This is a genomic window from Halobacteriovorax sp. DPLXC-1 (assembly GCF_036903125.1).
Classification (GTDB): domain Bacteria; phylum Bdellovibrionota; class Bacteriovoracia; order Bacteriovoracales; family Bacteriovoracaceae; genus Halobacteriovorax_A; species Halobacteriovorax_A vibrionivorans.
Map to the genome: position 1 here is coordinate 54,439 of NZ_JAYMCO010000001.1, position 14,470 is coordinate 68,908.

General features: G+C 34.2%; 16 protein-coding genes. 13 read left to right on the forward strand and 3 right to left on the reverse strand.

Annotated elements, in window-relative coordinates; genetic code table 11:
- Positions 1-143: 143 nt before the first annotated feature.
- A complete protein-coding gene (locus VCM44_RS00295; RefSeq protein WP_334677719.1) occupies positions 144-1,136 on the forward strand; it encodes a GNAT family N-acetyltransferase in 993 nt (330 codons plus the stop codon).
- A 4-nt stretch (positions 1,137-1,140) separates the two neighbouring features.
- On the opposite strand, the gene VCM44_RS00300 is transcribed toward VCM44_RS00295, so the two are convergent.
- Positions 1,141-2,853 (reverse strand): ABC1 kinase family protein, encoded by a 1,713-nt coding sequence (locus tag VCM44_RS00300; protein WP_334677720.1) that lies wholly within the window; start codon positions 2,851-2,853, stop codon positions 1,141-1,143.
- Positions 2,854-2,943: 90 nt separating this feature from the next.
- Between VCM44_RS00300 and VCM44_RS00305 the strand changes: the two genes are divergently transcribed.
- Genes VCM44_RS00305 through VCM44_RS00330 form a run of 6 tightly spaced genes read left to right on the forward strand, consistent with a single transcriptional unit; the run spans position 2,944 to position 7,629 of the window.
- On the forward strand, positions 2,944-3,435 hold the full coding sequence (locus VCM44_RS00305; RefSeq protein WP_114706165.1) for a hypothetical protein: 492 nt from the start codon (positions 2,944-2,946) through the stop codon (positions 3,433-3,435).
- Positions 3,436-3,735 carry a hypothetical protein gene (locus tag VCM44_RS00310; RefSeq protein WP_199506615.1) on the forward strand — a complete coding sequence of 100 codons (300 nt, stop codon included), beginning with the start codon at positions 3,436-3,438 and terminating at the stop codon, positions 3,733-3,735.
- Positions 3,736-3,746: 11 nt separating this feature from the next.
- Positions 3,747-4,223 carry a transcription elongation factor GreA gene (gene greA / locus VCM44_RS00315; protein ID WP_120404057.1) on the forward strand — a complete coding sequence of 159 codons (477 nt, stop codon included), beginning with the start codon at positions 3,747-3,749 and terminating at the stop codon, positions 4,221-4,223.
- The gene (locus VCM44_RS00320) at positions 4,210-6,288 is read left to right on the forward strand and encodes an ATP-dependent DNA helicase RecG (RefSeq protein ID WP_334677721.1); all 2,079 of its coding nucleotides are present in this window, start codon (positions 4,210-4,212) and stop codon (positions 6,286-6,288) included. The genes greA and VCM44_RS00320 overlap by 14 nt, the downstream gene beginning before the upstream one ends.
- Before the next feature lie 38 nt (positions 6,289-6,326).
- On the forward strand, positions 6,327-6,764 hold the full coding sequence (locus VCM44_RS00325; RefSeq protein WP_114706162.1) for a hypothetical protein: 438 nt from the start codon (positions 6,327-6,329) through the stop codon (positions 6,762-6,764).
- A complete protein-coding gene (locus tag VCM44_RS00330; RefSeq protein ID WP_334677722.1) occupies positions 6,757-7,629 on the forward strand; it encodes an alpha/beta fold hydrolase in 873 nt (290 codons plus the stop codon). The genes VCM44_RS00325 and VCM44_RS00330 overlap by 8 nt, the downstream gene beginning before the upstream one ends.
- On the opposite strand, the gene VCM44_RS00335 is transcribed toward VCM44_RS00330, so the two are convergent.
- Positions 7,615-8,844: a TIGR04552 family protein gene (locus VCM44_RS00335; protein ID WP_158536803.1), complete on the reverse strand. Its 1,230-nt coding sequence runs from the start codon at positions 8,842-8,844 to the stop codon at positions 7,615-7,617. The genes VCM44_RS00330 and VCM44_RS00335 overlap by 15 nt on opposite strands.
- A 44-nt stretch (positions 8,845-8,888) precedes the next feature.
- On the opposite strand from VCM44_RS00335, the gene VCM44_RS00340 reads away from it, so the two are divergent.
- The 5 genes from VCM44_RS00340 (at position 8,889) to VCM44_RS00360 (ending at position 13,587) form a co-directional block, all read left to right on the forward strand.
- Complete coding sequence (locus VCM44_RS00340) at positions 8,889-9,407, forward strand: phosphatidylglycerophosphatase A family protein (RefSeq protein WP_120405629.1); 519 nt, start codon at positions 8,889-8,891, stop codon at positions 9,405-9,407.
- Positions 9,408-9,586: 179 nt separating this feature from the next.
- Positions 9,587-10,699: a recombinase RecA gene (gene recA / locus VCM44_RS00345; RefSeq protein ID WP_114706159.1), complete on the forward strand. Its 1,113-nt coding sequence runs from the start codon at positions 9,587-9,589 to the stop codon at positions 10,697-10,699.
- Between the two features lie 69 nt (positions 10,700-10,768).
- Complete coding sequence (locus VCM44_RS00350) at positions 10,769-11,344, forward strand: regulatory protein RecX (protein WP_334677725.1); 576 nt, start codon at positions 10,769-10,771, stop codon at positions 11,342-11,344.
- Positions 11,322-13,043: an ABC transporter substrate-binding protein gene (locus tag VCM44_RS00355; RefSeq protein WP_334677727.1), complete on the forward strand. Its 1,722-nt coding sequence runs from the start codon at positions 11,322-11,324 to the stop codon at positions 13,041-13,043. The genes VCM44_RS00350 and VCM44_RS00355 overlap by 23 nt, the downstream gene beginning before the upstream one ends.
- Positions 13,044-13,188: 145 nt before the next feature.
- Positions 13,189-13,587 carry a hypothetical protein gene (locus VCM44_RS00360; protein ID WP_114706156.1) on the forward strand — a complete coding sequence of 133 codons (399 nt, stop codon included), beginning with the start codon at positions 13,189-13,191 and terminating at the stop codon, positions 13,585-13,587.
- Here the strand turns inward: VCM44_RS00360 and VCM44_RS00365 are convergent.
- Positions 13,584-13,829: a hypothetical protein gene (locus VCM44_RS00365; RefSeq protein ID WP_120404052.1), complete on the reverse strand. Its 246-nt coding sequence runs from the start codon at positions 13,827-13,829 to the stop codon at positions 13,584-13,586. The genes VCM44_RS00360 and VCM44_RS00365 overlap by 4 nt on opposite strands.
- A gap of 419 nt (positions 13,830-14,248) precedes the next feature.
- Between VCM44_RS00365 and rpoZ the strand changes: the two genes are divergently transcribed.
- Complete coding sequence (gene rpoZ / locus VCM44_RS00370) at positions 14,249-14,461, forward strand: DNA-directed RNA polymerase subunit omega (RefSeq protein ID WP_021267614.1); 213 nt, start codon at positions 14,249-14,251, stop codon at positions 14,459-14,461.
- Positions 14,462-14,470: the final 9 nt, after the last annotated feature.

Below are 14,470 nucleotides of genomic sequence, written 5' to 3' on the forward strand. Positions count from 1 at the left end.
GAAACTCTTTAGAAAAAATTTGTCTAATTCTTATACGAACTTTTTTGCCTAGTTAGACAAAGAAGTCAGTATTAATGGGCTTCGAGGAAAGCGGAGTATTTCACTCAACATCGATCTTCAAAAAAAATGTAAAATAAATAGACATGATTTTCACGAATTTAAAGAAACATTCACAGTACAAGAGCGAAGTTCTAAATGAAATCGAAGATGCTTTTCAATACAATGAAGAGAATTCTTTCGCTATCGATTTTCATCAACTTATAAAAGATAGTAATCTTGAAAATTGCCACTTACTTCTAAATGATAATAGAGAGCTGATTGCTCATATTGGAGTTCGTCCCGTAACACTACATTATAATGATGCAAATATTAATGTACTTCTTCTTGGAGGAATCTTTACAAAGAAGGAATTCCAAGGTCAGGGGCAATTTAAGAAGTTATATGAATATATATGTAAGCTATATAAAGATAAGTATTCAATGATTATTCTCTGGTCTGATAAGAATGACTTCTATCAAAAGCTAGGCTTTCGCCAATTCGGACTCACTTCTGTAATAGGAGAAAAGACTGTTACTGAAGAAGAGATTATCAAGAGAGGTTATCAAAAAGACAATATTGCAAACTATAGTGATTCTCAACTAAGTCAATTAAATGAATTATATAATCAGTCTTATAAGAATACGATATCAATAAAAAGAACACTTAATGACTGGAGAGATATCAAGCAAATATCTTCAATGAAGCTATTTAGAAATAAAGATAATAATGAATATTTATTTTTTGAGAAAGGACAGGACTTAAAAGGAATAATTCATGAAGTTTCTTTTTCTTCTAATCAAAAAGAATTAAAGAAATTTAAGCCTCTCCAACTTCTTAATCCAAGCACATTGGATGAAGATTCTTTCTTTATTCATCTCGCTTGGGGAAAAATTATTAATGAGGATATATTTTCAAAGTTTATCCACAAGTTAAGTAAAGGGTCTATTGAGATAAAAAGAGATGAGCTTAAAATCGAAACGAGACCTTATCAAATTGATCAAAATGAAATCTTAACAATCTTATTTGGACCAGGAAAAGCTCAAGAGATTGGCCATCTATTACCTTCTATTTACATAACTGGTGCTGATAGTATCTAAACTATTATCGATGCCTTAGTGAACCGTAGCCAATTGAAAATAATGAAGCGGCCCATAAAACTAACGTAATCGTTGGATAATCTAAGAGGTCACGATTTGTTAAATAATGTTGGGACACAAAACTTTTACCTGCAAAAAAGAGAATTCCACCTAGTATGTAAAATGACAAAAGGCGTACTGAACTAGCAACAGATAGAATTGGTTTCCAAATTCCTTTATGTCTAACTTTAATTGCGTAATTATTTTTAGAGAACTCTTTTAAAAACCATTTGAAGTGACGTGGTATCACTCGCGAAGCTCCTAAAAGATCTTTTGCGATCCACATCCCATCTTCAACAAAACTTTCTGTTGAGAAGCTTTCTTGAATGATCTCATTAATATCTCCCTCTAAAAGATTAAAGATATCAAAATCAAGATCTAATGACTTCCCTACACCATCTAAAGTTATTAATGCTCGGAAGACGACAAACCACTCTCTTGGTAAAAAGATATGATGTTCTCTTAAAGTTGTAATTATGGAACGAATGATAAGAGCAAAGTTTGTTTGCTGAATTGTTAATCCAATCTGAGGACCAATTGCATTCTTTATATCGACAATTAATTTATCAACATCTGGCACATCATTATAAATAGCGACATCTAAAAACTCATAAACGAGATTTTCAAAATTCTGCGTTAAGATAGCATAAATAATTGCAATAAAGTTCTGACGGCCTGTTTTTGATAAGCTCCCAACTAGTCCAAAATCAATCAGTGCAATTTGATCATTTTCTAAAAAGAAGAAATTCCCACCATGAAGATCAGCATGAAAGAATCCTTCGTTAAGAAAACAACGCATAAAGATACTTAAACTTTCATCTATTTTTGGTTCTAAGCGAGAGATGTGCTTCTTTATTTCAACTGAATCACTAAAAGATATCCCCTCTATCAGCTCCATTACAAGAAGATCTTCAGATGTGTACTCGTTATAAACTTTTGGAAGATAGAAAATTTCTTTCTCATCATATTTAGCAATAACTTTCTTAAGCTTCTGACAGTTCAAGGCCTCAACATTAAAGTTTAATTCACTTTGTAATGAATATGAAAAATCTTCTAAGACATTAGAGAAGCCCAGAAACTTAATTTCATCTGTTGCTCTTTCTGCTTGATTGGCCAGAAAAATAAGAATTGAAAGATCTGTTTCGATCAGCCTATCAATTTTTGGTCTTTTAACTTTTAAAACAACTTTTTCGCCTGTTAAAAGCTCAGCTTTATAGACGAGACCAATAGAGGCCGTACCAATTGGTTTATCTTCTATTGACTTAAATATCTCTTCGACTTTCTTTCCAAGTGACTCTTCAACTTCTTTTTTTACACTTGAAAAAGGCAGAGGCTTAACTTGATCGCGAAGCTTTTTCATGTGTTTGATAAAGTCTTCATCAAATATATCTTCACGTGTACTTAATAGTTGTCCAAATTTAACAAATGCAGGTCCCAACTCTTCAAAGCATAACTTTAGACGATATCCCATAACATCGCCCCAAGAGTTATCATGCTCTGGTAATTGTCTTACTTTTTCACTTTTTTTAGGAAATACAAAATTTGGAATAATATTTAGAACATTCTGTGAAATAAATTCATCTAGTCCATTCTTAGCAAAAACTGTTGCAATCTCCCTTAATCGAGAAATATTTCTAATGGTTTTAGTAATCTTAAAACTAGTTGTAATTAGCCCCACACAATATCCTTTCTTAAAATTATAGTATTTTATCACGCTAACGACAAAAGGTGCATAGCCCTATTGCCAGAAAAATGGTAAAAATATTACGTGAAACATATACTACTCACTATATTTATACTTTTTTCAACGACTTCAATAGCAAATGATGAGACCTGCTCTCGCATTGCAGTAATTAATCAACAAGAGATTCTTATTGACCCAAGTTCTTCTCTAAAAGGAGAAGGGTTAAGATATCACTTAGAAAAAGATAAAGTTGCACTAACTTACTTAAATGACTATCAAGATGCACAAGAGGATATTTGGCGCCCTGCGATTATGGGAACTGTTGGAAGTGGACTAATTCTTTCTGCTTTCTTAACAAATCCAAGTTCTAACACAAGGCGTAGTCTCATTGCTTCTGGAACTGTCATACTTATGTTAAACTATCTCTTATCAAAGACCATTCAAACTGGTAATGAAGAGCTTCTGTATCGCAGTATAGACGAATACAATAAAAGACAAGAGCCTAAAATTTATTTAAAGTCAGATGATCAAATCAATTCACCTGACGTATATATAGAGAAAAGCTGGAGCTTTTAAATGTTAACTAATAGTAATGAAGTAACTTGCTATGCGTGTCAAAAAGTAACAGGACTTGAAGCGGGACAAAAAATCTCACTCAAGGAAGAATGCCCGTATTGCTACGCAAGCCTACATTGTTGTAAAATGTGCAAGTTCTATGACAAATCAGCATATAATGAATGTCGTGAATCAAGCGCAGACCGTATTGTAGAAAAAGAAAAAGCAAACTTCTGTGACTACTTCATTTTAAAAGGTGGTAGCGATAACGGAGATGGAAAAGATGATCTCCTTGCTGCTGCAAATGCATTATTTAAATAAAGGATTAACTAATGGCCAATCAACAACCAATTACTAAACAAGGATACGATGCAATTCAAGCAGAGCTTGATCAACTTATTAAGGTTGAAAGAGAAGAGCTAAAAACAACAATTGCAGAAGCTCGTGAACTTGGAGACCTTAAAGAAAATGCAGAATATCATGCAGCAAAAGAAAAGCAGGGTGTTGTTGAAGGTCGTATCTCTCAACTTCAAGGGATCCTTGCAAGTAGCGAAGTGATTGATCCAAGTAATGTAAATTCAGATAAAATTGTATTTGGTGCGACAGTAACAATCCTAAATATTGATACTGATGAAACTGTTACTTATAAAATTGTTGGAGAGCCAGAATCAGATATGAAGAAAGGCCTAATCTCATACAACAGTCCACTTGGTAAGGCCCTTATCGGTAAAGAAGAAGGCGATGAAGTCGTAGTTCGTGCACCAAAGGGAAATATCGAATACGAGGTGGAGTCAATTGAGTATAAGTAATAACTCACTCTATACGAAGATTGCCGACCTCTATAGCAAGCCGACTAAAACACTCGAAGCGCTTAATAAGAAAAATATTACCACAATAAACGATTTGCTTTGGCTTCTGCCAAGGCGGATCGTCAAATTACCTGACCTCGCTAAGTTTCAATATGCGAATATCGGTGACTTCTTTCGAGGTCGTGGTGAAGTTGTCTCAATACAGGCCAGACCAAACTTTAAAGCACGTGGAAAAGGTCGCGCTGTTTTATTAAATATTACTGTAACTGTTAAAGATGACCTCAGTGAAAACTTTATTACCTTGAAATGGTTTAATGCATATCAATCAATCCAAAAGAAAATCGAGTCATTAAAACATTTTGAATTCTTAGGTGTTGTTTCAGTTTTTAATGAAAGCTTACAAATCGTTAATCCTGAAATATTTGATATTGGAAAGTCTGATTCCGAAACTGGTCTTAGAATTACATATCCGACAATTGACAGTATAAAGTCACACCATATTCAAAAAGTATTTGATAAAATACCAAAAGGTTTCTGGGATAAAATACCAGAAATTATTCCAAGTTCAATTCGAGATAAAAAAGGACTACTCTCTCGTAGCCAGGCTTTTAAATATCTTCATGGAAGAGTTCCTCCAAACGAGTGGAGCCAAGAAGATTTTGATCGCGCAAAAAGATCTATCATCTATGAAGAGTTTATTTATGATCAATTGAAAATTAAATTAAGAAAAAATAAGAGAGATCAGCTAAGTCGTGAATACATAGATATTTCAAAAGAAGATATTGAAAAGGCGAAAAGCCTTTATCCGTACCAGTTTACTGAAGACCAAACAAAAGCATTGAATGATATTATAGTAGACTTTAAAAATTCAACGCCGTCGATGAGACTCATCCAAGGGGATGTAGGTTGTGGTAAGACGACCGTAGCGGTGGCCAGTGCATTTTTAATCTTAAAGTCAGGTGGTCAAGTCGCATTAATGTGTCCTACAGAAACCCTCGCTCTTCAACACTTTCGTGAAATAGAAGAAATCCTAGGCAGTGAGTTTAATGTTGAGTTATTAGTTGGAAGCACTAAGGCCAGTAAGAAAAAAATTATCAATCAAAAACTAGCAGATGGCGATATTGATATTGTTATTGGTACACACTCTCTCTTTCAAGATAGTGTAAGCTTTGCGAATCTTGAATTAGCTATTATTGATGAACAACATAAATTCGGTGTTGAACAACGTATTAAATTAATGAAAAAAGGTGAAAATCCACATTGTATAATCATGTCAGCAACACCTATCCCGAGATCATTGAGCCTAACAAAATATGGTGACCTCGATATCTCAATAATTAAGACCATGCCAAAAGGTCGAAAAGGTCAAAAAACAAGAATCGTGACAAATGAAAACCTCAAAAATTATTTAAGCTTTGTAAAAACGAGACTTGAAATGAAAGAACAAGTCTATGTTGTTGTTCCGGCCATCGAAGAATCAGAAAATGAAGATATAAGAAACCTGGAACATACTTTTGAACTTTATAAAAAATATTTTCCAGATTTTCGAATTACTCCACTACATGGACGTATGTCACCTGATGAAAAAGAAGAGGCCATAACAAAGTTTAAAAAACATGAAATTGATATTTTAATTGCGACATCTGTTATTGAGGTTGGAATTAATATTATCAACTCAACGATTATGGCAATCTTAAGTCCAGAACGTTTCGGATTAAGTAGCCTACACCAAATGAGGGGAAGAGTCGGACGTGGAGATAAACCAGGATTCTGCTTTCTTGTTACAGATCGTGAAGTATCACCTGAAAGTATGCAAAGACTTCAAGTCATTGAAAAGTATACCGACGGTTTTAAGATAGCTGAAGAAGACTTAAAGATCCGAGGAGAGGGCGATCTTTTTGGACAGGAACAATCCGGAGTGGTCACTCAAAAGAAATTAGCAAATATTGTTCTCAATCAAGATATTCTCTATGAGGCAATTGAGGATATTAAGAAGTATCCAGATGAATTCAATGGAGTACTTAACTCAATTGAAGTTGACGAGAAAGTCTTTACTACAATTTAATTTTCGCATTTTTTCACGTTACAGGATAAAATACTTTTATGATACATATCCAAGTCCTTGATAGCCAAGACTTACTATCAATTGGCCATTATACATTGAATCTACCACGTGTTTTTATTGGAAGCTCAATTCATAATAATATTCCCATCGAAGACACTACACTAGATCTCTACGTTGGCGTCATAAAACATATGGCAAACTCACTTACATTTGTTTGTGCGCAACCTTTTAAATTAAATGAGAAACGAATTGAAGGCATTGTTAAATTAAATAAGAATGACATTATTGAAGTTCAAAATCTAAAATTTAAAATAGTCGACTTTGATGAGAATAAACATAATGACCACGAAGATTATTATCAATACTTAGAAGATATTAAGCACAAGGATCCAAAAAAGTATAAGTTGATACAAGCACTTGAACAACACTACATAAAGTTAACAGGACAATACGATAATGACCTCTTGGATGAATAAATCTAAATTTCTAAATATTGATGAAAGTACAAAGATTCAATATTGGACAAATTTTGAACCAGTAGAAGGAGAAAAATACCAAGATGTCATAGTCTTCAATTATGGCCTTGTCTGTAACATTCGTCATTTTGAATATCAAATCGATTTCTTTCACAATAAAGGATATAAGATCCTATTACATGATTATCGCGGTCATTACGAATCAGAGACGAAAGAAGGTATCGAAACAATTACATTCGAAAATATTATTAGTGACTTAAATACATTGATTAATCATCTAAATATTGAAACGACAATTCATATCGGACACTCAATGGGTGTGAATGTAACAATTGAATATGCATTCAAGTACCCTGCAGAAGTTAGAAAGATGATTTTAATTTCAGGAACAATCTTTCCTCCACAAGATGTTATGTTTGATTCAAATCTCGTTGATATATCAGAGCCATATATTAAAGAGATTAAAGATAAATGGGAAAACCAATTCAAACTTATTTGGAAAAATGCATATCTCAATCCCCTCGCAAAATTTATGGTTTGGCGCGGAGGATTTAACACAAAGAAAACGAATCTCGACTTCGTTCAGTACTATATGAAGAAATTGGGGCAGCTTTCACCAGATATCTTCTTTCAATTACTTGATGAAATGAGAGAACAGAGAGTTATTAAGGATCTTGAACAAATTAAGACTCCTGCCCTAATAATTGGTGGAGATAAAGATAAAGTCATCCCAAATTACCTTCAACAAATTCTACACAAGGGCCTAGCGAATTCTGAATTATATATCATTAAAAATGGAAGCCATGTGCCGCAAGTAGACTTCCCAGGATTTATAAATGAGAGAATAGAATTATTCTTGGATTAAGCCTTTATGTAATAAAAGCTTTTTAAATACTCGATTCATTGCATAGATTTTTTGAGCTTTCTTATATTCAGAATGAGATGCTTCCCCTTCTGAATTAATTTTATAAGATGCTTCATCTACGACCTGAACTTCAAATGGATAAAAGAAACGTACATCTCGAGAAAGAGATGAAAAGTCTAAACCTAATAGTTCTTTAGCAACTGCAGAGTCTTCGTCCTTGGCCATTTTTCTTAATTTAAAAAACTCCGCAAGGAAAGGATTCTTGTACTTGATCAATTGGCGACAAGTGAATTGTACTGAACGATACTTAGCAGATGAGTGAAGATTATGCTCACTTTCAATATTCTCAAAGCTGCATTCATCAATTTCTCGATTTACAGCAGAAACAAAGCGCTCCTCTGAAAGATTATTCCTAAGGGCCATTTTTACTAAGCTTGAATATTTTGATCTAAATAAACTGATATCAAAAATAGTATTTAGAGATCGAGAAGGCTTAATATTATGTGGTGTAATGATGTAATTTCTAATTAAAAACTGAAGAACCTTAATAATATCTAATTTATTCTTCGTAACAAGTCTTACTCCAACTCTATCAAAAAGTTCTTCTGCAACATTTTCTGCTTTATGAAGCAACTTGATAATAACACTATCACGAGATTTCTTTGACTTAGTTTCAAAGTCTACAAGTGGGATCGAAATCTCACCGGACTTTAAGTAAAGGTTGTTGTCGTTATCACGATGTAAATAGCGATAAAACTTATCAAAGATTTGTGTTTGAATTTGGTTGAAGTAATTTGAACGTAAATCTTTGTCAGCATGAAGTATTGTGTGCATCACTTTTAAAACAATTTCAGCCCATAACTGTTCTTCAACTGTATGCTCAGAATTACCTGTGGCCATTAAGAAGAGACCACTAATATCAGTAACTGTAAAAAGTGATGTTGGAATTTCAAGATCTAGGCCGTCAGGGCTGCCATCTTTTAGGAAGTAGCGCTTTATAAATTGAATCGCCTCTTGAAAGTTACCAAATAACTCAGCACGTGCGACAGGATTATCAGGATCTAGCCCATAACCTTTTAAGAATTTATTAACTTCAGTAATATCATCTAGCTTCGCTACAAAGAAATTTGAATCAAGAGCAGAACGGCCACCAACGACAACGTCGAAGACATCCCAATCAAAAATATAATTTTTCAAATAATCTGGTCGATTCATAAAGTTTCTTTTCTCTAAGTGTTGAGTAATGCTACCATAAGGCCATGAATACAGAAAATCAGCTAAAAAATACAAAAAAACTGACATTTAAGTCACTAACTGATCTTAGAATCGTATTTCTTACATTCTTTGGAACTGGACTCGCTCCAAAAGCACCTGGTACAGTAGGAAGCCTAGCAACTATTATCCCATTATATTTTGTTGGGAAATTAAATGCACCTTTCTTTTTCTTTATTCCATTTCTTATACTGCTTACAATTGGTGCCGTCTTTATTACATCAGTAATTGAAAAAGAATATGACTGCATTGACCCATCATGGATTGTTATTGATGAAGTTATTGGTATTTGGATTGCGTCATTATTTATTCTTGAGCCAACTTTTGTAAGTTACGCATTTATTTTTATCTTCTTTCGTATATTTGATATTTGGAAACCTTGGCCAGTCAGAGTCTTCGATGATCGTAAAGACGCTCTAGGAACTATTCTTGACGATGTCGCAGCAGGTCTAATGGCGGGTATTCTCTATATTCTTACTTTCAAATTGTTAGAAATTTACGCTTGACTTACGCAAAACTTACGCTAAAAATATAAATAAGCAAAATGTAAAAAACTAGAATTAGCTTTTTGGAATTGTTTTGATTTCATCAACTTAAAAGAAAGTTAAAACAAGCAACTTTTGCATTAGCTGATAGCAGATTAATTTGGTAGAAATAATTCTAAATACAAAAACACGGAGAGCTTATGGCGACAACATCAACTGACAAGAACAAGCAAAAAGCACTAGATCTAGCACTTTCAACTATTGAGAAGCAATTTGGTAAAGGTGCCATCATGAAACTTGATAGTGAAAACGGACCAGAGAAAGTTCCTGCAATTCCTACAAGCTGTCTAGGACTAGACCTTGCACTAGGTGTTGGTGGTGTACCTAAAGGACGTATCATTGAGATTTATGGACCTGAGTCATCAGGTAAAACAACTCTTACTCTACATATTGCTGCAGAAGCACAGAAGCAAGGTGGAACAGTTGCATTCATTGATGCTGAACACGCACTTGATACAGTATACGCTCAGAATCTAGGTGTTGATATTCCAAATACATTAATCTCTCAACCGGATAGTGGTGAGCAAGCTTTAGAAATCACAGATATGCTAGTTCGCTCAGGTGCAGTTGATCTTCTAATTGTTGACTCTGTTGCGGCCCTTACTCCACGTGCAGAACTTGAAGGAGATATGGGAGATTCACACATGGGTCTTCAAGCTAGACTAATGTCTCAAGCACTAAGAAAACTAACAGGATCAATTAATCGCTCAAATACGACAGTAATCTTTATTAATCAGCTTCGTATGAAGATCGGTGTTATGTTCGGTAACCCAGAAACAACAACTGGTGGTAACGCTCTTAAATTCTACTCTTCAGTAAGACTAGATATCAGAAGAACTGGTGCTATCAAAAATGGTGATGAGGTTATTGGTAACAGAACGAAAGTAAAAGTTGTAAAAAATAAAGTTGCACCTCCATTTAAAATCGTTGAATTCGATATTATGTACGGACAAGGTATTTCTCAAATGGGTGACCTATTAGATCTGGCCGTAGCGAATAATATCGTTGGAAAAGCAGGTGCATGGTTCTCTTACAATGATGCAAAAATTGGTCAAGGTCGTGAGAACTCGAAGCAGTACTTAGCCGACAATCCAGAGATTGCTCAAGAAATTAAAAATAAAATTCTTGTTCTACATGGACTGATTAAAGATAACTCAGTAGTTGATGAAGCAACTGGTGAGATTATTGAAGAAACTCCAGTAGAAGAGAAAAAGACTAAATCAAAGTCTAAGTCAAAAAAAGTTGTTCAATAATTAAAATATAGCCTCTTAGATTTCTATCCTACAGAATTGTAGACAGTGACCTAAGGGGCAACTTTTTAAATGACTCTAAAAGAAACCATCGAAAAGCTTCCCTTTAATAATGAAGATTATATTCTTGCAGAAGATGAAAGCAAGGCTGATTTAACTCGTTCATTTAAAAGAGCTTATCATTACTGCATCTGGTTACTTTCAAAAAGAGACTATTCCCGCTTTAAACTTTCCCGTAAATTATACGAAAAAAAGTACACTCCATATGTAGACGAACTCCTCGACTTCCTTGAAGAGGCCAAATACCTACAAGAAGAACAATATATCCGTACCCGTATCAAAACCTTCATGTACAAAGGTCAATCTAAGAGAAATATAATCAATAAGCTAAGAGCGGAAAGATTAAACGTAGAAGGTCATATCATCGAGGAAATATTCGAAGAATATCGATACACAGAAAATAATCAGCTTCGAGAATTAATCCATAAAAAGATTCGATCTAAAGGCATTGAAGCCTTGGAAGATTTTAATTTTAAACAAAAGCTGATACGCTTTCTTTTGTCAAAAGGGCATTCATACGACAAAATAAAAACAGAAATAAATTATGTCCAAAACGAGGAAAGCAATGCGCAAGATTACCCTATTTAGTACATTACTAATACTTGTAACACTCACTCTTACATCATGTCGTGTTTCAAAAACTGATAAGAATACACTTAGATTCCCACTTACAGAATCTATCTCTACAATTGACCCCGTAAACGCATATGACTCTGTTTCAATGTCAGTGGTTTATCAAGGTTATGAACAATTATATGAATACCACTATCTCAGAAAACCCTTAAAGCTAGTTCCTCTTCTTGCTGAAGATATGCCTCAAGTTTCTGAAGATGGCCTCACTTATACAATAAAGATCAAAGAAAATATCCAGTATCACGATCATCCAGCTTTTAAAAAACCAAGGTTTGTTAAAGCAGAAGACTTTATTAACCAGATTAAGCGACTAGCCTTTAGGCCATACCGTAGTAATGGTTGGTGGTTATTTGATGGCCGTGTCGTTGGCCTTAATAAATTTAGAGAAGAGGTCGGAAGTGATTTTAGTAAACTCCTCTCAACAGATGTTGAAGGATTGAAGGCATTGGATGAGCGCACTCTTCAAATCAAATTAGTAGAGCCATATCCACAAATGTTAAATGCATTGGCCATGAGTTTTACTTCCCCAATGCCAGCTGAAGCAATGAAAGAAGAAACTTTTATTGATGAACTTATTGGTACTGGCCCTTATAAATTAGATAAGTGGTTTCGCGGCTCAAAGTTATTCATGAGTCGATTCAAAAATTACCATAAGGAATTCTACCCTGGAAAAGGTGATCGCTTCGCCCACAGTAAAGAATTATTAGAAGATGCCGGAAAACGTCTTCCGTTTATCGATAAAATTGAATTTCATATAATTAAAGAAGCACAAACTCGATGGTTACAATTTATGTCTGGTAATCTCGACTTCCTAAGAGTTCCAAAAGATAACTATCATTCACTAGTATCACCTAGTGGAGAGCTAACTGAAGAATACAAGGATAAAGATATCACACTCGACATCTTCTCTTCTTTCACTTACTGGTGGTTTTCTTTCAATATGAAAGACCCTATCGTAGGAACTAATAAGAATCTTCGCTTGGCCATTGCTCATGCTGTAAATATTGAAAAATATATTAAAACATTTACTAATAATATCGGACTGAAAGCTAACTCGATCTATCCTCCAGGTATTCCAGGATACGATCCATCTCGTAAGCTTCCTTATAGTTACAATATTGAAAAAGCTAAAGAATACTTAAAAAAGGCTGGCTATCCAAACGGAAAAGGTCTTCCAACACTTGTTTACGACACGAGGGCCTCTTCAACGACTCAAAGACAAAGGGCCGAATTATTGAAACAAGATCTGGAAGCAATTGGGATAAAAATTGAAATCAAACTCAATACATTTCCTGCTTTCCTAAAAAAGGCCAAAGAGGGGAAACTCCAAATTTGGCTTGATGGTTGGACTCTCGATTACCCAGATAGTGAAAATGTTCTTCAATTACTAACAACACAAAACCAAGCACCAGGGCCAAATGTATCTAATTATTCAAATAAAGAGTTTGATAAGAAGTTTGAAAAAATAAAGGTACTCTCTGACAATGATCAAAAGTATCACTTGATGGCCGAGGTTGAAGAAATTGTCCTCGAGGACTTACCATGGGTACTTCTCTACTACTCGAGAGACTATATTGTTTATCATAACCGACTAAATAACTTCAGATATAATGATCTCGTGGTTAATAAAGTTAAATACTTAAGATTGAAATAATTAAGTTCGACATAATTTCGGGGGAATATATTTCCCCCGGTCCTTCTCCTTCCCTTCACTATCATTTTTTTCCTCTAATTTCCGAATAGTAGATCAGTATGCTTGTAAAAAAGTATATGACTGCAACAACAAAGGATAATTAGTTATGAAGACTCTTGCTCATTTCATACTTGTCGTCATTGGATTAACTCTACAAATCCAAGTCTGTGCCAATGATTATATGATCTACTCTGTTGAGCACGAATTACCAATGACCAACGATGTGTCTGAAATTCAAAAAAATTATTATGTTAATATCGGAGAGAAACAAGGTATCAAAAACGGTACTCTCTTAGACGTTTACAGAATTATTATTCTCAACGATCCTTATGATAAAGAAAGACGCTATCGTCACAAAATGAAAGTAGGTCAACTCGAAGTCATCCATCATGATGGAGATACTTCAATTGCAATTACAAAGAATTTCAATAGCGAAGAGAAGCGCCCTATACTGGAAATATCTTCATTTATGGTTGGCGACCAAGTAAGTGTGAATCTGAATTAAATGCTTTTAACGTTTGATCTCTCATGAAGGATAAAACGACGTTTTTTAACCAATTCAATTTGATCTTTAATGGCCTTTAAAGCTTTCTTTTGACGACGGATTAAGTCTTCATCTGCATTAGAAGATTCCATAAGCCTTAGAACCTTTGCGGCCATTCCATCTGCAACAGCTAACTTATTTGATATCTCATGTAAGAACTTTCTTTCTTCAAGGGCAAGTTCTAAAACTGTATTTTCATCCATATCTACTCTTTAAAAAACTTATAACTGACAATATCGCCATAAAGTATATGAGAGTCTATCCTATTCACCACAATCTTAAAAATATAATAGCCGATTGCCAAATTAACTTTTTCATCTTTAAAACTCAGCTCGATTCGTTTCAATTTATGGCCACAGCACACGCCATTGAATTTCTGTTTGAAAAACAACGCAGATGGTCTCACCCTTATATTTTCTGTAAATATAAATATTTGATTGTTCATACCCAATTGATATGCAAAAGGACGATATTTCACAACCAACATAAGCCACTGAAATCACGTAGCGCATCGTAATAATACTTTAAATATTTTAAATATTTACGTCCAGTATCTAGACAAAAACAGCGCTTTGTCCTATAAAAATAACTTAAGTCACATTTAATTTTTCGGAGTGCACAAATGGCAAGAATTACAATTGAAGACTGTTTAGAAAAAGTTGAGAACCGTTACGAGTTAGTTCACTTAGCAGCAAAGCGTGTTAAGCAATTAAGAGATGGTGCAGACCAACTTGTTAAGAGCAAAAACAAAGATGTTGTAACAGCACTTAGAGAAATTGCAGCTGGAAAAGTTAAGCATGCTCCAGTAAGTGAATACGATTCAGACGAATTTTAATTTATATTT

Bases quoted from the DNA above. Each gene is read 5' to 3' on its own strand.
- VCM44_RS00310 (WP_199506615.1), top strand. From the start codon at position 3,436: ATGTTAACTAATAGTAATGAAGTAACTTGCTATGCGTGTCAAAAAGTA.
- VCM44_RS00335 (WP_158536803.1), bottom strand. From the start codon at position 8,844: ATGAATCGACCAGATTATTTGAAAAATTATATTTTTGATTGGGATGTC.
- VCM44_RS00295 (WP_334677719.1), top strand. From the start codon at position 144: ATGATTTTCACGAATTTAAAGAAACATTCACAGTACAAGAGCGAAGTT.
- VCM44_RS00330 (WP_334677722.1), top strand. From the start codon at position 6,757: ATGAATAAATCTAAATTTCTAAATATTGATGAAAGTACAAAGATTCAA.
- VCM44_RS00365 (WP_120404052.1), bottom strand. From the start codon at position 13,829: ATGGATGAAAATACAGTTTTAGAACTTGCCCTTGAAGAAAGAAAGTTC.
- recA (WP_114706159.1), top strand. From the start codon at position 9,587: ATGGCGACAACATCAACTGACAAGAACAAGCAAAAAGCACTAGATCTA.
- VCM44_RS00360 (WP_114706156.1), top strand. From the start codon at position 13,189: ATGAAGACTCTTGCTCATTTCATACTTGTCGTCATTGGATTAACTCTA.
- VCM44_RS00340 (WP_120405629.1), top strand. From the start codon at position 8,889: ATGAATACAGAAAATCAGCTAAAAAATACAAAAAAACTGACATTTAAG.
- greA (WP_120404057.1), top strand. From the start codon at position 3,747: ATGGCCAATCAACAACCAATTACTAAACAAGGATACGATGCAATTCAA.
- VCM44_RS00350 (WP_334677725.1), top strand. From the start codon at position 10,769: ATGACTCTAAAAGAAACCATCGAAAAGCTTCCCTTTAATAATGAAGAT.
- VCM44_RS00355 (WP_334677727.1), top strand. From the start codon at position 11,322: ATGCGCAAGATTACCCTATTTAGTACATTACTAATACTTGTAACACTC.
- VCM44_RS00325 (WP_114706162.1), top strand. From the start codon at position 6,327: ATGATACATATCCAAGTCCTTGATAGCCAAGACTTACTATCAATTGGC.
- rpoZ (WP_021267614.1), top strand. From the start codon at position 14,249: ATGGCAAGAATTACAATTGAAGACTGTTTAGAAAAAGTTGAGAACCGT.